The sequence below is a fragment of the Asaia spathodeae NBRC 105894 genome, from assembly GCF_025994195.1.
Classification (GTDB): domain Bacteria; phylum Pseudomonadota; class Alphaproteobacteria; order Acetobacterales; family Acetobacteraceae; genus Asaia; species Asaia siamensis.
This window is the reverse complement of record NZ_BAPY01000005.1, coordinates 59,156-77,268: the sequence shown is the minus strand read 5'-3', so window position 1 is coordinate 77,268 and position 18,113 is coordinate 59,156. Positions and strand designations below refer to the sequence as shown.

Genomic DNA, 18,113 nt, shown 5'->3' with positions numbered 1-18,113 from the left:
CGACGGTTCCGGCTTCGTTGCGTAAAGTTAAATTGTCTGAAATAAACCTTCACGCTGGGTTGATGAAGTTAAGGAACGTCCGTCTTGTCAGGTAAACGTCTCGTTCTCCTTGCGTCTGTTTGCATGCTCCCGATATGGGCAGGCACGGCCGAGGCTCAGAAGACCCGTCGTGCCCCATCGCATCATGGCGCGCATCAGCGCCCTGCCGATGGGCAAGTGATCGAAACGATCGATGTGAAGGGCAATACGCGCATCGAAACCAGCACCATCCTTTCCTATATGGTGGTGCAGCCTGGTAACCGTTTCAACCAGGACGACCTCGATCGTTCGCTGAAGACGCTTTACGCGACCGGCCTGTTCAAGGACGTCACGATGCGTCGCTCCGGCGGCACGCTGATTGTGGATCTGGTAGAGAACCCGATCGTCAATCGTATCGCCTTCGAAGGCAATCACGCGGTCAAGGATGAGGATCTTCGCAAGGAGATCAGCATGCGTCCCCGCGCCGTATTCTCGTCGCAGGCCGCAGCCGCAGACCGCCAGAAGCTGCTTGATCTTTACGCGTCCAAGGCACGTTTCGGCGCAACCGTAACGCCGCAGATCATCAAGTTGTCGCATAACCGTGTCGATGTGATCTTCAAGATCAACGAAGCGCGTCAGACACTGATCAACAAGATTGTCTTCGTCGGCAACAAGGCTTTCAACGAAGCGCGTCTCGCCTCTGTCGTCTCGTCGAAGGAGACGGAATGGTATCGTTTCTTCTCGTCGTCTGACGAATACAACCCCGAGCGTATCAAGTACGACGCCGAGTTGCTGCGTCGTTTCTACCTGCATAACGGGTATGTGGATTTTCACATGATCAATGCGACGGGTGAATTGTCGCCTGATCGCAAGAACTTCATCATTACCTTCACGCTCGACGAAGGCCCGCGCTATCGTATCGGCAAGATGGATGTGCGCTCGAGCCTGCGTCACGTCGAGTCCAAGGATCTGAAGAAGTATATCGATCTGTTCCCGCACCAGTGGTACGACGGCACAGCGATCCAGAACAACGTGACGGGCATGCAGGAGCGCCTTCAGGCAACGGGTCATCCCTTCGCCATGGTGCGCTCCGAGATCGCGCGTAACCCCGAGAAGCATATTGTCGACCTGCTGTTCGACGTGAATGAAGGGCCGCATGTCTATGTCGAGCGCATCGACATCAACGGCAACACGGTAACCAAGGACAAGGTTATCCGTCGTGCGCTGCCCATGGCAGAGGGCGACCCATATACCCCGTTCGATCGTAAATATTCGAAGGCCGCATTGCAGGATCTCGGGTATTTCAGCACGGTCTCTGTCGACCAGACGCAGGGCTCAGCCCCCGACAAGGTCAACGTGGCAGCCAATGTGGTCGAAAAGCCGACGGGCGAATTCTCGCTTGGTGGTGGTTATTCGACCGACGTTGGTATTCTGGGTAACGGCTCGGTCAAGCAGCACAATCTGCTCGGCACGGGTATGGATGCCGGTATCTCCGGAACGGTGGCGTATTACCAGAAGCAGGTCGATCTCTCTCTGACCGATCCCTACTTCCTGAACCGCAACATCGTGGCAGGTATCGATATCTTCGGTATCGAAAACAATTACCAGACCTACCAGTCCTATAAGGAAGGGCGGTATGGTGCGACGCTGCGTATGGGGTATTCGTATAATAACTACCTGTCGCAGTCCTGGAGTTACTCGCTGATCGACCGTCATGTGGGCAATATCTTCAGCCAGAGCGACATTGACACTTACGGTTATCAGTATGTCCCGTCCTATTACGTGCAGGACTCCGCCGGCTGGTCGCTTCTTTCCCAGTTGAGCACCACGCTGACCTATGACCGTCGCGACAACCGCATGCGTCCGCGCAAGGGCTTCGTCATCAATGTGAGCGGCGATTTCGCCGGTCTCGGTGGCAACGTGAAATATCTGCGCGCCAAGGTTGACGCCCAGTATTACGTGCCGCTGGACTCCCTCACAGGCAATCACGACTGGGGTCTCCAGTTCAAGGGCGGCGCTGGCTATATGGGCGACTGGTCCAAGAACAGCAATGTCAGCATCATCGACAATTTCTATCTCGGTGGTGAAAACCTGCGCGGCTTCCTGCAGGGTGGTGCGGGCCCCCGTTCTGGCCATCTAAACTCGTCTACGCCTTTGCCGGGTCAGGAAGATCTTATCGGTGGCCGTTTCATCTATACCGCTTCAGCGCAGCTCAATTTCCCGCTGCCTATGGGCGACGATGTCGGTATTTCCGGTCGATACTTCGTCGATGCCGGTAGTCTTGACGGTTTGCGTGTAAAGCATCTTTACACCAACGCCGCGCAGGATGGTTCGCGTTATACGCCAGTCACGGGTAATACGCTTGTTCCCCGTGTCACAACGGGTCTTGGTATTTCCTGGAAGAGCCCATTCGGCCTCGTCAATATCGACGGCGCCGTGCCTATCCGCAAATCGCGTAATGACCGTCTCTATCCGCTCCGTTTCGGTTTCGGACAGCAATTCTGAACGCAGCCTAATCCGGTCGGGTCATAGCCTCTCGCAGGCATTCTGGCCCGACGGTTTTGAACAGAGGTTTCCATGTCCTTTTTCTCGGCAGCCCGTTTCATGGCTGCTTCGGCACTGCTTGCTTCCGTCAGCCTTCCGAGCCTCGCTCAGGCACAGTCCGCGCAGCCCTCTTCCGGTAATGGTGGCTGGTTCGTTCCCAAAACGGCGCAGCCAGCACCGGCTCCGGCACCGCATGCCGTGCGTCGTGTGCCCGTCGCCCAGCCGATGCCGCAGCAGGATGGCGATGAGCCCATGCAGCAGCCGGAAGCGCCGCCTGTCCTGCCGCAACCGCCGATCCCTGACTCACCAGATCTGCCCAAGGCCGCGCCGCCACCGGCAGCGTTGCTTGGTGTGATCAGCATCCCGACAGTCATGCGTCTCTCCAGTGCGGCTGCCGAGGCTCAGCGCGTTCTGGGTGAGCGCCGTGACAAGCTGGCAGCCGCGGCCCAGAAGGAGCAGGCAGGCTGGCGTGTCGAACAGCAGAAGCTGCAGGAAAGCGCCCGCACGCTGACTTCGGACCAGATCCAGCTGCGCGAGCGTCATCTGCAGGAACGCCGCGCCAAGGCACAGCGTGATTTCGCAAATCGCGCCCGCATCATTCAGGAAGCGGCCAATGTATCGCTCAACCAGATCGAGCGTGAACTTGTGCGCATCGTGCGTCAGGTTGCGGCCTCGCACAGCATGAACCTTGTTTTGCATAGCGAGCAGGTTGCCCTGCATGTTGATGGTCAGGACATCACCGAAGAGACCGCCAAGGTTCTGAACAAGATCCTGCCGCACGTCTTCATTCCGGCTGAGGATGTCGACCCGGAAGTGCTTGCCAAGTCCGGCAAGATGCCCACCACGGCCGATGAGGACACAACCTCGCAGGTTGGTCCGGGGCCCGCTGCCGATGCAGCCGCACCACAGGCTCCTGCTGCGCCTGCCTCGATCCTCCGGAAGCACTGATCTGCCATGACGCCCTCTTTGCCCGATGCTCTTCCTGGCGATCCGCGTTTTTTCGATCGTCAGGGACCATTTTCCATCGATGCGCTCGCTGCCTGTGCGGAAGCCGAGATCGTCGGTCAGGAGGGGGCAGGCGAGATCACGCTGCGTGGTGTGGCGCCTCTTCAGGCGGCCACCAGCCAGGAAATCAGCTTTCTGGATAACAGACGGTATCTGCCCCTTCTGGCGGAGACGAAGGCCGGCGCAGTCATTCTGGGGCCGGCTTTCAAGGACAAGCTGCCTCCCGGTGTGATCGGTCTCGTCAGCAAGGCGCCTTATCTTGCCTGGGCGCGTATTGCTGCGCAGTTTCACCCTGTCACACCGTCTCGTCCGGGTGTACATCCCACCGCGCTGGTCGACGACACGGCCAGGCTGGGTGAGGGGGTCGAAATTGGTCCATTTGTCACCATCGGGGCCAATGCGGAAATCGGCGCCAATAGTGTCATTGCGGCCCATGCCGCAATCGGCGACGGTGTCGTGATCGGTGCGCATAACCGCATCGGTGCGCATGTCTCGTTATCTCATGCGATACTCGGTGATCGTGTGACGCTCTACGCCGGTGCCCGTATCGGTCAGGACGGGTTCGGTTTTGCCGTGGGGCCAGCCGGTTTTGAAACGGTGCCGCAACTTGGTCGCGTCGTGCTGGGTCATGATGTCGAGATCGGCGCCAACTCGACCATCGACCGTGGCTCCATGCGTGACACCATCATCGGGGCGGGCACACGGATCGATAATCTGGTGCAGATCGGTCATAATGCCCAGCTCGGACGCTGCTGCATTGTTGTGTCACAGGCAGGAATTTCCGGCTCGACCGAGCTTGGCGATTTCGTCACCATCGCCGCTCAGGCGGGGCTGATCGGCCATATCAAGATCGGTGACAAGGCTCGTGTCGGCGCGCAATGCGGCGTGATGTCCGATGTCGAGGCCGGTGCCGATGTGATCGGCAGCCCGGCCATGCCTTTCCGGGAGTTCTTCCGCAATGTGGCCTTCCTCCGTCGTCTGGCGAAGAGGGACGGCAAGAGCGAGGCGTGAGCCTTGCACGCCTGCCTGTGGCCACGAAGACAGAGTTTTGCTAGAAGCAGGCCGACACGTTAAACCTGCCGTCATGTTTGTGACGGATGAACGCTGCGGCATATCCGTTTCGTTCAGGAACAAGAAGTGAGCAGAACATTGGACGCCTCTGCGAAAGAGAAGAACAAGGAAGTGACGGCCGAGACCGCAGCAATCGGTATCGAGGCAATCGATATCATGCGCATCATGTCGGCCATTCCGCATCGCTATCCTTTCCTGATGATCGACAAGATGGTCGATATCAAGCTCGGTGAGTCGGCGACCGGCATCAAGAATGTCACCATCAACGAGCCGTTCTTCACGGGGCATTTCCCTGCGCAGCCGGTCATGCCGGGCGTGCTGATTGTCGAGGCCATGGCCCAGACCGCAGCGACGCTGGTGGTGCTGACGCTGGGTGATGCGTTTGAAGGCAAGCTGGTCTATTTCATGACCATTGAGGGCGCGAAGTTCCGCCGCCCTGTTGGCCCCGGTGACCAATTGCATATTACGGTCGTCAAGGAGCGTGCCCGCGCCAATGTCTGGCGTTTCAAGGGCGTTGCACGCGTCGATGGTGTGTCGGTTGCCGAGGCGACCTTCAGCGCCATGATCATGGGTTAAGAACAGCTTCGTGGATCGTTCCGTGTCAAAATGGCCCAGCACTGTCAGCATTCATCCAAGCGCTCTGGTCGCCCCTGAGGCGGTCCTTGGCGAGAATGTCACTATCGGGCCCTGGTGCTCTGTCGGTCCCGAGGTTTCGCTCGGTAAGGGCGTCAGGCTTCATGCCAGTGTCATCATCGACGGCGTGACCGATATCGGCGCTCAGGTCGAGATCTATCCTTTCGTCACGGTTGGGCTTGCACCGCAGGATCTCAAATATCGCGGCGAGCCGACACGATGCAGCATCGGCGCTCACACGGTGATCCGCGAGAACGTCACCATTCACCGTGGCACGGCACAGGGAACTGCCCTCACACGGGTAGGGTCTCATTGTCTGATCATGGCCAATGCCCATGTGGCGCATGATTGCGACATCGGAGACGGTGTGATCATCGTCAATAATGTCGTCATGGGTGGCCATGTCGAAATCGGCGATGGCGCACGGATCATGGGTGCTGCGGCACTTCATCAGTTCGTGCGCATAGGTCGCGGGGCGCTGGTCGGGGGCGTTTGTGGCGTCGAGGCCGATGTCATTCCCTATGGCAGCGTGCTTGGCAATCGTGCACGTCTGGTGGGTCTGCACTGGATCTGGCTCCGCCGTCAGGGTGTCAGTGCTGAAGAGATCCAGCAGATGCGCCGGGCCTTTCGCATTCTCTACCCGCGTACGGGACGTAACGAGGCGGTGCTTGAGTCACGTTTGGCTGCGGTCAAGCGTGACTTCCCCGAAAGCGCTCGTGTGCAGGAAATCATTGCCTTCATGGAAGTGCAGAGCCGCCGCGGTCTCGTCCGTGCGGCGAGCCCGGCCCAGCTTTCGGCAGAAACCGAGGGCGCGTGACGGGGAGCGCGGTCGGCATTCTGGCGGGTGGCGGGCCGCTACCGTTTCAGGTTGCCGAATCAGCGCGTCGTCAGGGTCGCGACGTTTTCATTATCGGGTTTCAGGATTTCGTCGATCTCGACCAGATCCGTCACTGGCCCCATCGCATCATCCGTTTGGCAGCGGCTGGCGAAATTCTCTCATCACTACGTCAGGCCAATTGCGGCGACATCGTGCTTATCGGCCCGGTGCGACGTCCTGCCCTGCGTGATCTGCGCCCCGATGCCGAAGGCGCCAGGTTGCTGGCGCGGGTCGGTCGGGCGCTTTTCTCCGGCGATGACGGATTGCTGGGCGCGCTGGTCCGTATTTTCGGTGAGGAAGGGTTTCGCGTCCGTGGGGCGCATGAATTTCTGACGCAGTCGCTTGGCAGGGTTGGCGCTCTTGGGCGTTTCCAGCCTGATGCGCAGGCCAGAGCCGATATCGACAGAGGCATTGCAGTCGTGCGGGCGATCGGCGCGCTTGATATCGGGCAGGGCTGCATTGTGCAGGACGGGCTCGTCCTTGCTGTAGAGGCGATAGAAGGCACGGATCAGATGCTGGAGCGGGCAGCCCGCTTGTTGCAGCCCGGGCCGGGTGGGGTTCTGGTCAAGATGCTCAAGCCCGGACAGGAAGCGCGGGCGGATATGCCGACGGTCGGGCCAAGAACCATTGTCAACGCGCATGCGGCAGGGTTGCGGGGCATCGCCTTTGAAACGGGCTTCACCCTGCTGACCGATCCTGTGGAATGCGAAGCAACCGCCGACAGGTTGGAACTGTTTCTCTATGGCTTGAGCCGCGCCGAGAGTCAGGGTGCAGGCTGAGCCTTATTTTCGGGAGTAAAACCATGGCAACCTATTTGCACACGATGATCCGCGTGTTCTCTCTCGATAAGAGCGTGGCCTATTACCAGATGCTCGGCATGCGCGAGATCCGTCGTCGGGAAGTGCCTGACGGGCGCTATACGCTTGTCTATCTCGGTTTCAACGACAATGCGCATGGCGAAGCGGAAGTCGAACTCACCTATAACTGGGATCAGGCTACGCCCTATGACCTGGGGAATGGTTTTGGTCACTTCGCTATCGGCGTTCCCGATGCGGCGGCAACTGTCGAACGGATCCGCGCCGGTGGCGGCAAGGTAACGCGTGAGGCGGGGCCGGTGAAGTTCGGCACGACGATCATCGCATTCGTTGAAGATCCCGATGGCTACAAGATCGAGATCATTCAGAAAGACACGTTCTGATTGTCCGGTCTGCCCGGAATTGTGATGCCGGGCAGATCTTTCAGCTAACCGGCTTCCTGGAGCGTTTCAGGCGCTCGGTCGCTTTTTCCAGCGCGTTCACGATGCTTGTGGCATGGCGCTGAACGCTCTCATCGGCATGGTTCGTGAGAAGGTCTGCTGCGAGCAGGGCTGTTGCAAGATCGTTGCGCAGATCATGCCGAAGCGTAGAGAGGCGCTTTTCCGCATCATCGCCTGATGAATCCTTTGTCTGCGTCATGCTCAGATTCCTTGATTTGATTGACAGGGCTGTTCTGGGCTCGTAAAAGCCCGCGCACAGAGGAAGATGGCGTCAGCCTTGTGTCGTCTTCTTGTCAGGGTGGGCCTTCACCGGCTTCGCCGTTAATCATTGCCTTGAGGAATGACGCCATGAAGCGTACTTACCAACCGTCCAAGCTCGTCCGCAAGCGTCGCCACGGCTTCCGCGCCCGTATGGAAACCGTCGGTGGCCGTCGCGTCATCAACAACCGTCGCGCCAAGGGCCGCAAGAAGCTTTCGGCCTGATACCCGACTTGGCAGGCCAGCCCCAAAAACTTCGGAAAAGACCCGAATTTCTTCGGGTTGCCAGCCGGGGGCGCAAGGTCGCCACATCCGGACTCGTGCTTCAGGTTCTGAAAACAGACGAAGAAGCACCGGCCCGCGTCGGATTTACAGTGACCAAGAAAGTCGGGAACGCCGTTGTGCGTAACCGTACGCGCCGCCGCCTTCGGGCGGCGTTGCGCCATGTGGCCTCCGGGAACGACCTTTCTGCAGTCGACCTTGTCCTTATCGGACGCGATTCGACCAGGGGTCGTCCTTTCGGCAAGTTGATTGCCGATCTGGAACATGCCCTGAAAAAGGGCCAGGCCCTGTGATGGAATCGGGCAGAAAGCTGGTTCTCTCCTCTCTTCTGGCCCTTTTGCATGTCTATCGCCGCTATATAAGCCCGCAGCTCGGCACGAATTGCCGGTTTTACCCGCCATGCAGCGTCTACGCCCAGGAAGCCCTGCGTCGACACGGCGTATTGCGTGGCCTCTGGCTGACGACAAGACGGCTGGCTCGGTGTCACCCCTATTGCAGCGGGGGCATCGATCCTGTGCCCTGACGGGCATAAAATACCGAATTCACCCTGCGGCTATTGTTTTGTGACCGGAATTCGGCCACTTGAACCGCTACGGACGCGGCCCTGGGCCTGCTTCTCTCGTTATTCGTTTCATTCTCATTGGAAAGACCGGTATTCGGCTGATGGATATCAAGCGCATCATCGTGGCAACCAGTCTCTCGGCCGCGATTGTGGTCGGCTTCGATTATTTCGTGCCTCAGCACGCGAAGAAAGACGTCGAGACCCAGACAACCCAGCAGGCCCAGGGCAAGACGCCCGAAGCGGGCGGCAAGGTCTCCGCTCTCCCTGTGGCAGTGCCAGGCGGCGCCCCGGCCAATGGCCCGGCTGCTGCTGCAGGCCCTGCCGGTCGCATTGCGATTGAGGGGCCCGATGCTACGGGTTCTTTCAGCCTGCGCGGCGCCCGTTTCGATAATCTGGTGCTTACGCATTATCGCGAGACACTGGACAAGAATTCGCCGCTGGTGCGTCTGCTTGAGAATGGCGATGGTCCGCAGCCGAGCTTTGTCGAGCTGGGCTGGCAGGCACCTGCAGGGTCGACCCTGCGTCTGCCGGACGCCACGACCGACTGGACCAGTGACGACAAGACGCTTTCTCCCGATCATCCTGTGACCATGCAGTGGGATAACGGGCAGGGGCTGATTTTCAGAATCGAGATCAAACTCGATCGTCGCTATCTGTTTGCCATCACCCAGAGCGTTCAGAACCAGGCTGGTGCGCCTGTTTCCCTGACACCGTTCCAGCGTGTCGAGCGTGACTATAAGCCGCTCGAGACCGGTGGCATGATCGTGCAGGAAGGCCCGCTTTCGGTCGTGAATGACCGTCTGGACGAGGAATCCTACAAGACCATGCGCAAGGGCGCGACCAAGCCCGATAACTCGGCGTGGTCTGCCGATGGCGTAGGCGGCTGGGCAGGCATCACCGACAAATACTGGCTTACGGCGGTCATCCCCGACCAGAAGGCTGCGGTCTCGGTGCATTACCGGTTTGTCCCGAATGCCAAGGAAGGGTCGTATATCGTCGACACGCAGTCCAGCCAGCCAATCCAGATTGCGCCAGGCTCGACAGTCCAGACGACCAGCATGGTCTTTGCGGGCGCGAAGGAGGTCAATCTCCTCGACCAGTACACGAATGACCTGCATATTCCTTATTTCTACAAGGCAGTGGATTTCGGCTGGTTCGCGTTCCTGACGCGCCCGATGTTCCATGTGCTGCACTGGCTTTATGACAAGGTCGGCAATTTCGGCATCGCACTGCTGATCATGACGCTGATCATCAAGCTGATCCTCTACCCGCTCGCCACCAAGTCCTTCGCCTCGATGGCGCGCATGCGGACGCTTTCGCCGCGCATCCAGGCCATCCGTGAGCATAACAAGGGTGATCAGCTGGCCCAGAACCAGCAGATCATGGCGCTTTACAAGGAAGAGGGCGTCAATCCGGCTGGGGGCTGTCTGCCGCTTCTGGTTCAGGCACCGGTTGCGTTCTGCCTCTACAAGGTGCTGAACATCACCATCGAGATGCGTCATGCCCCGTTCTATGGCTGGATCCGCGATCTTTCGGCGCCCGATCCGACGACCATCTTCAACCTTTTCGGCCTGCTGCCGTTCAACCCGAGCTTCATGCCCGAAATGCTGCATGTCGGCATCTGGCCTATCCTGTTCGGCATCACCATCTGGCTGATGCAGCGTCAGAGCATGGTCAGCATGGACCCGGCGCAGCAGAAAATCATGCAGTTCATGCCGGTCATCTATACGATCTTCCTGGGTCGTCTCTCGGCAGGCATCGTCATCTACTACACCTGGAACAATATCCTCAGCTATGCACAGCAGAAGCTTATCCAGGTGCAGATCGACAGTAAGGTAAAGAAGGGCGGCAAGGCCGTCAGCAAGTCGTGACCCGCAAAGAAGACCCGACCGTTTTCACCGAAGAGCAGATCGAAAACGGTCGTCTGCTTTTCGCTGCGGAATGCGAGTTTTTCTTTGGGGCCCAGAAGCTCGATCAGCTTCCTCCGCTCGCCGGACCGGAAGTGGCTTTTGCAGGGCGCTCCAATGTCGGCAAGTCCAGCCTGATCAATGCCCTGACGGGGCGGAACCGGCTGGCGCGTGCGTCTTCCGAGCCAGGCCGTACCAAGCAGCTGAATTTCTTCGATCTCGGCGGCAGGCTGGCTCTGGTCGATATGCCGGGCTACGGCTTCGCGAAGGCGGCCAAGTCGGTGAAGGAAGAATGGCAGACGATGATGTTTGCCTATCTCCGCGGTCGCCCCACCCTGACGCGCGTCTTTTTGCTGCTGGATGCCCGCATCGAGCTGAAACAGGCCGATCGTGATGTCATGGAGATGCTCGATCGCGCTGCCGTGCTTTTTCAGGTTGTGCTGACCAAGGCCGATGGCATGGGGCCGAACAAGCTCAAGGCCAAGATTGCCGAGGTTGAGGCCGTGCTGGCCAAGCATGCGGCAGCCTATCCGCATATCGTGATAACCAGTAGCGAAACCGGACTGGGCATCGAGACTTTGCGTGCCGAGATCGCCCGCTCCTGTGCGGGCTCAGGGTCGGAAGGGGAGCAGAGATGAAGAAGGACGCAGCGGAGTTCACGCTCCCTGACATGAATGACGAGGGACAGCAGCAGGCGGCCCTGCTTGCCAGTGCCCTGCCTTTTCTGCGTCGTTATGCCGGTGACACGATCGTGGTCAAATACGGCGGCAACGCAATGGGCAAGGATCATCTGTCGAGTGCGTTCGGTCGCGACATTGCCCTGCTGAAGCTGGTCGGTATCAACCCGATCGTTGTGCATGGCGGCGGTCCGCAGATCAGCGCCATGCTCAAGCGTCTTGAAATCGAGTCCCGCTTCGTCGACGGGCTGCGCGTGACCGATCAGGCGGCGATCGAAGTGATCGAGATGGTGCTGTCGGGCAGTGTCAACAAGCAGGTAGCCGATCTCATCAATCGCGCCGGGGCGCTGGCTGTCGGCATTTCCGGCAAGGATGGCGGGCTGCTGCAGGCGCGCAAGCTGATGCATCGCAGCCGCGATGCGCGCTCGGGGCAGGAAGAAGTGCAGGATCTCGGCTTCGTCGGCGAACCGACCAAGATCGATCCGCGTGTTCTTTATTCCCTGCTCGGGTCTGGACTCATCCCCGTGATTGCACCGGTCGGTGTGGGCGAGAAGGGCGAGACCTACAACATCAACGCAGACACCGCTGCAGGAGCGATTGCTGGCAGCGTCAATGCGTCGCGTCTGCTGATGCTGACAGATGTGGCTGGGGTGCTTGACGAGAACGGCAAGCTCATTCCCGAGCTGACAGCCGAAGAGGCCCAGCGCCGTATCGCCGATGGCTCGATCTCGGGCGGGATGATCCCGAAAGTCGAGACCTGCCTTGCCGCCGTCAAGGCAGGTGCCAGCGCAGCGGTCATCCTGGACGGGCGTGTGCCCCATGCCTGCCTGCTGGAGCTGTTCACCCACAAGGGATCAGGCACGCTTATTCGCGCTGCCTGATCAGGCATTCTCGTGGGCGAAGTACCAGTCAACCTTTTCTTCATGGGCAATCGAGAGAGCGAGGCGCGCTCTCTCGAAAAATACATCCAGCATGTCGGTAGAATGCGGCTCGCGTGTCACGAGGCCGATCTTGACCGAGACCAGAGGATTGGCCCCGGCTGAGCACATATAGCGCCGCTTGCAGATCAGATCGGCGCGCTCCACCGAGGCAAACCGGTCCCCTCCATCGAGCCAGAGGACGAAACTTTCACGGTCCAGCTGCCCGATCAGATCGGTCGGGCGAATGGCGCGTTGCAGGAAACTGATGGCATCGCGTACATGCGCAATCTGCTCGATGGCATCATCTGCCTTGACCAGACCTTCGGGCGTGTTCAGCAGGCCCGAGAAGCAGACCAGCATCAGCGTGGCAGGAAGTTGCTCGCGATCAAGGCGCGGAAAGCGACGCTCCACCTTTTCGCGAAACAGGGACCAGATGGGCAGATGGGTCAGAGGGTCATAGGGCAGGGCACGCATCAGCACACGATAACGATGATCGACTTCGATCATCGCGGCTGCCGTCTGGACCAGCGTACCGAGCACGCGTTGGCAGGCTTCTGCGGCGCGCGCCGGAAAGCGGCGCGGATAATAGGCGAAAATGCCGATCTCGCCCTGATGCCTGACCTCGGTAATCGCACTCAGGCAGAGATTGGTGCAGCTGCGCTGTCCGCCGAGCGACTCTTGTGGCGTCGGGTCCCGCTGAGGCCAGGAATGAAGAATATGCAATTGCGGCTCGGAGGGCGGCGGAATGACGAGAGCCCCCGCGCTCATGAGAATGCCGCGATCAGGTCTCGTCTCGACACAGAACTGCTCGAACGCCATGCGCAACCCCTCTGAAACAGAGATGGCGGCGCGCAGGGTTTCAAGAAGTGCCGCCTGCAATTCGGCTTCGCGCTTTTTCCAGTCGTGACTTCTTGTTGGCGGTGCCTTCTCACCCGCTCCGGGAAGGAAAGGGGAAATCGTCGAACGCACGGTGTTCAACAAAAATGCGTTCATCTGGCATGTTCCCGGGGGTAGAGAGGCAAGGTCTGCGACGCTCTCGATAACAGAGGTTCCTGAGGGTAATAACCCGTTTCCTGACTCGCTGAAGAGTATAGCTGGCGGTATTTAATTCATCCTTAACGCCTGTTTGGCGCAAGATTCGTTGACTTCCTGATGCGTCCTGAGCATGGTCCGCTCACTTGAGTAACCCCGCCAAAGGACGCCTGAAGATGCCCGTCTCCGATCTGCGCACCGTGATCGACTCTCTGTGGGAGCGTCGTGACACGCTCAACGCCCATACGGAAGGCGAGGCGCGCGAAGCAATCGAGCACGCACTGACGGCTCTCGACGAAGGCAAGCTGCGTGTCGCCGAGCCCGGTGAGAATGGCTGGGTCGTGCATGAATGGCTGAAGAAGGCTGTTCTGCTCTCCTTCCGTATTACCGACAGCCGTGTCGCCGAGCGCGCCTGCGGTGGTGTTCCCGGCTTCGACAAGGTGCCGCTGAAATTCGATGGCTGGGACCAGTTCCGCTTTGCCGAAGCGGGCTTCCGTGCAGTCCCCGGTGCGATCGTGCGTCGCTCTGCCTATATCGCGCCGGGCGTGGTGTTGATGCCGAGCTTCGTCAATGTGGGCGCACGCGTCGATAGCGGCACCATGGTTGATACCTGGGCGACCGTCGGTTCGTGTGCCCAGATCGGCAAGAACGTGCATATCAGCGGCGGCGCCGGTATCGGTGGTGTGCTCGAACCCCTGCAGGCCGCCCCGGTCATCATCGAGGACGACTGCTTTATCGGCGCACGCTCGGAAGTTGCCGAAGGTGTTGTGGTCGAGCGCGGGTCGGTGCTCTCGATGGGGGTGTTTATCGGCGCGTCCACCAAGATCGTCGATCGTGCAACGGGCGAGATTTTCATGGGCCGCGTTCCCGCCTATTCCGTGGTCGTGCCCGGTACGCTTCCCGGTCGCACGCCGGATGCGCCGCATCTCGCCTGTGCCGTGATCGTCAAGCGTGTCGATGAGCGTACGCGCTCCAAGACCTCGATCAACGAATTGCTGCGCGACTGATCGTGTCTCTCGATGTCGTTGCCCTTGCCGCTCAGCTGATCGGCTGTCGTTCCGTCACGCCGGCCGATGACGGGGCGATGGCCCTTCTTGCCGACACGCTGACGGGTCTCGGGTTCAGCACCGACCTTATCGATTGCGGGCCTGACGGTAGTCAGACCCCCAATCTTTTCGCGCGTCTGGGCGATAAGGGGCCGCATCTCTGCTTTGCCGGCCATACCGATGTCGTGCCGCCCGGTGACGGCTGGGTGCATGATCCATTCGGGGCCCAGTGCGCCGATGGCAAGCTTTACGGTCGTGGCATTGCTGACATGAAGGGCGGTATTGCCGCTTTCGTGGCAGCCGTGGCGTTGCTCAAGGCCGAGCGGCCGCTTAAAGGCTCGGTCAGCCTGCTGATTACGGGTGATGAAGAGGGGCCCGCCCTTCACGGTACGAAAGAGGTTCTCCCCTGGATGATGGAAAACGGGCATCGCCCGGATTTCTGTCTGCTTGGCGAACCGACCAACCCCGATCGACTTGGCGATGTCATCAAGATCGGCCGTCGTGGCAGTCTCAATGCCTGGATCACGATCGATGGCGTACAGGGGCATGTTGCCTATCCGCACCTTGCCGATAATCCGGTCCATCGTCTGCTGCCGATTTTGAGCGGCTTGACCGCTCGCGTGCTCGATGAGGGCAACGCCCATTTTGCGCCTTCATCGCTGCAGGTGGTGAGCGTCGATGTGGGCAATGCGGCCACCAACGTGATACCGGGCAAGGCGACAGCCCTGCTCAATATCCGGTTCAACACCGAGCATCGCGGCGATGATCTGGTGCAGTGGATCCGTGACACCGTGTCGACTCATGCACCCTGTGCGCAGGTCGAGGCGAGTATCAGCGGAGAAGCGTTTCTGACCGAACCAGGGGCGGCTGTCGCAGCCCTTTCTGAGGTCGTGCTTCGTCATACGGGCCAGGTTCCCAGGCTCGATACGGGTGGTGGCACATCTGATGCACGCTTCATTGCCCAGTATTGCCCTGTTGCCGAATTCGGTCTTGTTGGCGCGACCATGCACAAGGCAGATGAATGCGTCGCCATCGCCGACCTGCAGGCGCTGGTCCTGATCTATCGTGATTATCTCGAGGCATTCGGATTGTGAAAAGCGGCTCTATCCCCCCAGGCGAGACCCCGGCAGGGGCCGCCTCGCGCATCATAACCGGCACCTTGCAGCTTGCCCGCGGCGATGCTCAGGGTATCGAGGCCTTTCGTAACACGCCCGAGGCGCTTCTTTCTGCTCTCGCACCGAGTGTCGCGCTTTTTGTGGTGATGGGGCTTTCCCAGCTCACGCAGCGTTTCGACGCGATGCAGGTCACGAAGGTGCTCATTCTCATCGCGGCCCTACTTACAAGGCTGGTGATTTCCCAGCTTGCTGCGGCGTTCTGGGGACGTGAGTCGCTCTGGACGCGCTATGCCACGGCGCTTCTCTGGTGTGGCTGGCTGCCGGTTGTGGTATCGCTTTTCGCACTCACGATCGTCCAGCTCATCCTGCCAGGCATCGGGTCTCTTCCTGCCGCACTGGGTGTCATCATGCTGGGGGTCGAGCTCTACGAGCTCTGGCTCGGCTGGTTCATTGCGCGCAAGGGGCTGCAGATCAGCGGTGGCAAGGCGGCTGGGCTTGTTGTGCTGATGAATGTGTCGGTTGCGGCGCTCTATCTCATCGCCGCGCTCTTTCCGCCACATTACAACGCGCTGCATGAACTCGTGGCGCCGCTGCCGAAATCCTGAGTCGGTCAGCCAAACGGGTCCTGGGCATAGCCTACCCCGACGAGACATAGCCCCTCAGACGGGGCTGTAGGGCCGGCCTTGCGGCGGTCGCAGGAATCCAGCACCTCACGCAGCTTCGACACAGGCCATTGTCCGCTGCCGACGAGGTGCAGTGAGCCTGCAAGATTGCGCACCTGATGATGCAGGAAGGAGCGCGCCTCGACATCAATGTGGATATGCATCCCGCAACGTGTGACATCGAGACGATCAAGCGTGCGTATGGGGCTGTTGGCCTGACAGGCCGCCGCGCGGAATGATGAGAAATCATGCCGGCCAAGCAGGGTCTGGGCTGCCTCATGCATTGCGCAGGCATCGAGCGGGCGTCTGACATGCCAGACATGATCGGCATCCATAACCGGTCGTGTCGGCCGGTTCAGTATCGTATAGCGATAGCGGCGCGAAAGCGCTGAAAAACGGGCATGCCAGCCTTCGGCAGCTGCGGCCGCTTCAAGCACGGCAACGCGATGCGGCTTGAGGTGGAAACTGATACCGTCGCGTATCTGACGGGCATCGAGGCGCTCATGGCAAGGCAGATCGAGCTGCACAACCATGGCGGAAGCGTGTACCCCGGCATCGGTGCGTCCTGCCGTGGCGCTCATGACGGGGGCATCACCCACGAGGCGCGACGCGGCCTCTTCCAGCAATTCCTGCACGGACAGGCCATTATTCTGCTTCTGCCAGCCTACCAGACCGGTGCCGTCATACTCGATCTTGAGCGCCCAGCGGGTATAGCCTGAAGCGGGGCCTTCGCGCCCCTGCGTCTGTGCTTCCTCCGGAGCGCTCTCAATGGCGCTGTCACGCACCAAGGATCGTCCCCTCAGGCACTGGCGTTCCCCTCAGGAAATCGGAGGCCGCCATCATGGCCTTGCCGGGACGCTGGAGCGTCAGGATCTGAAGGGCGCCCTCACCGCAGGCAATGGTCAGGGCATCGTCCAGAGCAATGCCTGGTGCGGCATCATGCGCGCGCGCCACGATACGCGCCTGCCCGATCTTGAGTACCGTGCCGTCCTGCGTCGTGAAAGCGCCGGGCCAGGGTGTGAGCCCCCTGATCTGCCGATCCAGGATGGTGGCCGGGTTTCGCCAGTCGATCCGGCCTGTCTCGCGGGTCAACCGCTCGGCATAGGTCACGCCCTGGCCGGATTGCGGTACCGGCGCGAAGGGGCGACGCAGGGTTTCGATCAGTAATTCAGCACCAAGAAAAGACAGGCGGTCATGGAGGGTCGATGCGGTCTCGTCAGGGGCCAGATCTATGGCTGCCTCAGCCAGAACATCGCCTGTATCGAGCCCGGCATCCATTTGCATGATGGAGATGCCGCTGCGGGCGTCACCGGCGAGCAGTGCAGACTGGATCGGTGACGCCCCACGCCAGCGTGGCAGAAGGCTGGCATGCACATTCAGGCAGCCGCGCCTTGGGGCATCCAGCATCCGCTGCGGCAGGATCAGCCCATAGGCAACCACGATGCCCAGATCGGCGTCGAGCGACTCGAAAAAAGCCTGCTCTTCCTCGTTGTTCCTGATCCTGATGGGGCTTCGTACCGTGATGCCAGCCCGCTCGGCGGCATTCTGCACCGGCGAGGGGCGCAGCGCCTTGCCGCGCCCGGCCGGGCGTGGAGGCTGGGTATAGACATGAACGATCTCGTGCCCGTCAGCCCTGAGAGCATCGAATACCGGCACCGCGAAATCCGGTGTGCCCATGAAGACCAGACGCATGGTGTCAGCGTCCTTTCTGTTCCTTGGCGAGGCGACGCATGATCATGTTGCGCTTGAGCTTCGAGAGATGATCGACAAAAAGAATGCCGTCGAGATGATCGATCTCATGCTGGATGCAGGTTGCCAGAAGGTCGTCTGCCTCCATTTCCTCAATGGCGCCGTCGAGCGTGCGGTAACGCAGGCGAACGCTGAGCGGGCGAATAACCTCGGCATATTGATTGGGCAGAGAAAGGCAGCCCTCTTCACGAGCAGCAAGCTGTTCGGACTCGTCGATGATTTCCGGGTTGATCAGCACCAGAGGATTGCGCTCACCTTCATCGGCGACGTCGACCAGCGCAAAGCGCAGGCCAAGGCCGATCTGCGGGGCGGCAAGGCCGATGCCGGGGGCCTTGTACATGGCCGAGAACATGCCGGGCAGATGCGATTTGACCAGCGCCATGTCGTCTGCCGTTACCTCGCGCGCCACGGCGCGAAGAACGGGCTGGGGGGCAACCAGAATCGGAGTGGGGGCGATGGACTCGATGTCCGTCAGGAAAGAGAGCGCTGTCATGATGCTG

General features: G+C 60.1%; 21 protein-coding genes. 16 read left to right on the top strand and 5 right to left on the bottom strand.

What is annotated here, in order from left to right:
- Positions 1-123 precede the first annotated feature (123 nt).
- The 7 genes from bamA to gloA all read left to right on the top strand — a co-directional run bounded on the left by bamA (position 124) and on the right by gloA (position 7,346).
- Positions 124-2,523 (top strand): outer membrane protein assembly factor BamA, encoded by a 2,400-nt coding sequence (bamA, locus tag AA105894_RS04920; protein WP_267311025.1) that lies wholly within the window; start codon positions 124-126, stop codon positions 2,521-2,523.
- A 72-nt stretch (positions 2,524-2,595) separates the two neighbouring features.
- Positions 2,596-3,510: an OmpH family outer membrane protein gene (locus AA105894_RS04915; protein ID WP_267310745.1), complete on the top strand. Its 915-nt coding sequence runs from the start codon at positions 2,596-2,598 to the stop codon at positions 3,508-3,510.
- Positions 3,511-3,516: 6 nt separating this feature from the next.
- A complete protein-coding gene (gene lpxD / locus AA105894_RS04910; RefSeq protein WP_267310744.1) occupies positions 3,517-4,578 on the top strand; it encodes a UDP-3-O-(3-hydroxymyristoyl)glucosamine N-acyltransferase in 1,062 nt (353 codons plus the stop codon).
- Between the two features lie 216 nt (positions 4,579-4,794).
- Positions 4,795-5,214, top strand: coding sequence for a 3-hydroxyacyl-ACP dehydratase FabZ (gene fabZ / locus AA105894_RS04905; protein WP_025841234.1), 420 nt, complete (start codon positions 4,795-4,797; stop codon positions 5,212-5,214).
- Positions 5,215-5,236: 22 nt separating this feature from the next.
- On the top strand, positions 5,237-6,088 hold the full coding sequence (gene lpxA, locus AA105894_RS04900; protein ID WP_267310743.1) for an acyl-ACP--UDP-N-acetylglucosamine O-acyltransferase: 852 nt from the start codon (positions 5,237-5,239) through the stop codon (positions 6,086-6,088).
- On the top strand, positions 6,085-6,927 hold the full coding sequence (locus AA105894_RS04895; protein ID WP_267310742.1) for an LpxI family protein: 843 nt from the start codon (positions 6,085-6,087) through the stop codon (positions 6,925-6,927). Before lpxA ends, AA105894_RS04895 begins: the two co-directional genes overlap by 4 nt.
- A 23-nt stretch (positions 6,928-6,950) precedes the next feature.
- On the top strand, positions 6,951-7,346 hold the full coding sequence (gene gloA, locus AA105894_RS04890; RefSeq protein WP_267310741.1) for a lactoylglutathione lyase: 396 nt from the start codon (positions 6,951-6,953) through the stop codon (positions 7,344-7,346).
- 40 nt (positions 7,347-7,386) lie between these two features.
- Here gloA and AA105894_RS04885 read toward each other — a convergent pair whose 3' ends face one another.
- The gene (locus AA105894_RS04885) at positions 7,387-7,602 is read right to left on the bottom strand and encodes a hypothetical protein (RefSeq protein ID WP_267310740.1); all 216 of its coding nucleotides are present in this window, start codon (positions 7,600-7,602) and stop codon (positions 7,387-7,389) included.
- A gap of 149 nt (positions 7,603-7,751) precedes the next feature.
- Here AA105894_RS04885 and rpmH point away from each other — a divergent pair, with 149 nt between their 5' ends.
- The 6 genes from rpmH (at position 7,752) to argB (ending at position 11,970) form a co-directional block, all read left to right on the top strand.
- Positions 7,752-7,886, top strand: a complete 135-nt coding sequence (rpmH, locus tag AA105894_RS04880) for a 50S ribosomal protein L34 (protein WP_023978518.1) — start codon at positions 7,752-7,754, stop codon at positions 7,884-7,886.
- Positions 7,887-7,894: 8 nt separating this feature from the next.
- On the top strand, positions 7,895-8,236 hold the full coding sequence (gene rnpA, locus AA105894_RS04875; protein WP_267310739.1) for a ribonuclease P protein component: 342 nt from the start codon (positions 7,895-7,897) through the stop codon (positions 8,234-8,236).
- On the top strand, positions 8,236-8,466 hold the full coding sequence (gene yidD / locus AA105894_RS04870) for a membrane protein insertion efficiency factor YidD (protein WP_267310738.1): 231 nt from the start codon (positions 8,236-8,238) through the stop codon (positions 8,464-8,466). The genes rnpA and yidD overlap by 1 nt, the downstream gene beginning before the upstream one ends.
- 140 nt (positions 8,467-8,606) lie before the next feature.
- Complete coding sequence (yidC, locus tag AA105894_RS04865; protein ID WP_267310737.1) at positions 8,607-10,376, top strand: membrane protein insertase YidC; 1,770 nt, start codon at positions 8,607-8,609, stop codon at positions 10,374-10,376.
- Positions 10,373-11,050 (top strand): ribosome biogenesis GTP-binding protein YihA/YsxC, encoded by a 678-nt coding sequence (yihA, locus tag AA105894_RS04860; RefSeq protein ID WP_267310736.1) that lies wholly within the window; start codon positions 10,373-10,375, stop codon positions 11,048-11,050. Before yidC ends, yihA begins: the two co-directional genes overlap by 4 nt.
- Positions 11,047-11,970: an acetylglutamate kinase gene (gene argB / locus AA105894_RS04855; protein ID WP_229719484.1), complete on the top strand. Its 924-nt coding sequence runs from the start codon at positions 11,047-11,049 to the stop codon at positions 11,968-11,970. The genes yihA and argB overlap by 4 nt, the downstream gene beginning before the upstream one ends.
- On the opposite strand, the gene AA105894_RS04850 is transcribed toward argB, so the two are convergent.
- Complete coding sequence (locus tag AA105894_RS04850; protein WP_267310735.1) at positions 11,971-13,002, bottom strand: diguanylate cyclase domain-containing protein; 1,032 nt, start codon at positions 13,000-13,002, stop codon at positions 11,971-11,973.
- Between the two features lie 215 nt (positions 13,003-13,217).
- Between AA105894_RS04850 and dapD the strand changes: the two genes are divergently transcribed.
- Genes dapD through AA105894_RS04835 form a run of 3 tightly spaced genes read left to right on the top strand, consistent with a single transcriptional unit; the run spans position 13,218 to position 15,807 of the window.
- A complete protein-coding gene (gene dapD, locus AA105894_RS04845; RefSeq protein WP_267310734.1) occupies positions 13,218-14,048 on the top strand; it encodes a 2,3,4,5-tetrahydropyridine-2,6-dicarboxylate N-succinyltransferase in 831 nt (276 codons plus the stop codon).
- A gap of 2 nt (positions 14,049-14,050) precedes the next feature.
- Positions 14,051-15,181 carry a succinyl-diaminopimelate desuccinylase gene (dapE, locus tag AA105894_RS04840; protein WP_267310733.1) on the top strand — a complete coding sequence of 377 codons (1,131 nt, stop codon included), beginning with the start codon at positions 14,051-14,053 and terminating at the stop codon, positions 15,179-15,181.
- Positions 15,178-15,807, top strand: a complete 630-nt coding sequence (locus tag AA105894_RS04835; protein WP_267310732.1) for a hypothetical protein — start codon at positions 15,178-15,180, stop codon at positions 15,805-15,807. The genes dapE and AA105894_RS04835 overlap by 4 nt, the downstream gene beginning before the upstream one ends.
- A 5-nt stretch (positions 15,808-15,812) precedes the next feature.
- On the opposite strand, the gene truA is transcribed toward AA105894_RS04835, so the two are convergent.
- The 3 genes from truA to def all read right to left on the bottom strand — a co-directional run bounded on the left by truA (position 15,813) and on the right by def (position 18,106).
- Positions 15,813-16,556 (bottom strand): tRNA pseudouridine(38-40) synthase TruA, encoded by a 744-nt coding sequence (gene truA, locus AA105894_RS04830; RefSeq protein WP_267311024.1) that lies wholly within the window; start codon positions 16,554-16,556, stop codon positions 15,813-15,815.
- Positions 16,557-16,641: 85 nt separating this feature from the next.
- Positions 16,642-17,556 carry a methionyl-tRNA formyltransferase gene (fmt, locus tag AA105894_RS04825; protein ID WP_267310731.1) on the bottom strand — a complete coding sequence of 305 codons (915 nt, stop codon included), beginning with the start codon at positions 17,554-17,556 and terminating at the stop codon, positions 16,642-16,644.
- A gap of 4 nt (positions 17,557-17,560) precedes the next feature.
- Positions 17,561-18,106, bottom strand: coding sequence for a peptide deformylase (def, locus tag AA105894_RS04820; RefSeq protein ID WP_267310730.1), 546 nt, complete (start codon positions 18,104-18,106; stop codon positions 17,561-17,563).
- Positions 18,107-18,113: the final 7 nt, after the last annotated feature.

Bases quoted from the DNA above. Each gene is read 5' to 3' on its own strand.
- bamA (WP_267311025.1), top strand. From the start codon at position 124: ATGCTCCCGATATGGGCAGGCACGGCCGAGGCTCAGAAGACCCGTCGT.
- fmt (WP_267310731.1), bottom strand. From the start codon at position 17,556: ATGCGTCTGGTCTTCATGGGCACACCGGATTTCGCGGTGCCGGTATTC.
- yidC (WP_267310737.1), top strand. From the start codon at position 8,607: ATGGATATCAAGCGCATCATCGTGGCAACCAGTCTCTCGGCCGCGATT.
- yidD (WP_267310738.1), top strand. From the start codon at position 8,236: ATGGAATCGGGCAGAAAGCTGGTTCTCTCCTCTCTTCTGGCCCTTTTG.
- def (WP_267310730.1), bottom strand. From the start codon at position 18,106: ATGACAGCGCTCTCTTTCCTGACGGACATCGAGTCCATCGCCCCCACT.
- dapD (WP_267310734.1), top strand. From the start codon at position 13,218: ATGCCCGTCTCCGATCTGCGCACCGTGATCGACTCTCTGTGGGAGCGT.
- AA105894_RS04850 (WP_267310735.1), bottom strand. From the start codon at position 13,002: ATGAACGCATTTTTGTTGAACACCGTGCGTTCGACGATTTCCCCTTTC.
- gloA (WP_267310741.1), top strand. From the start codon at position 6,951: ATGGCAACCTATTTGCACACGATGATCCGCGTGTTCTCTCTCGATAAG.
- argB (WP_229719484.1), top strand. From the start codon at position 11,047: ATGAAGAAGGACGCAGCGGAGTTCACGCTCCCTGACATGAATGACGAG.
- AA105894_RS04885 (WP_267310740.1), bottom strand. From the start codon at position 7,602: ATGACGCAGACAAAGGATTCATCAGGCGATGATGCGGAAAAGCGCCTC.
- AA105894_RS04915 (WP_267310745.1), top strand. From the start codon at position 2,596: ATGTCCTTTTTCTCGGCAGCCCGTTTCATGGCTGCTTCGGCACTGCTT.
- rpmH (WP_023978518.1), top strand. From the start codon at position 7,752: ATGAAGCGTACTTACCAACCGTCCAAGCTCGTCCGCAAGCGTCGCCAC.
- fabZ (WP_025841234.1), top strand. From the start codon at position 4,795: ATGCGCATCATGTCGGCCATTCCGCATCGCTATCCTTTCCTGATGATC.
- lpxD (WP_267310744.1), top strand. From the start codon at position 3,517: ATGACGCCCTCTTTGCCCGATGCTCTTCCTGGCGATCCGCGTTTTTTC.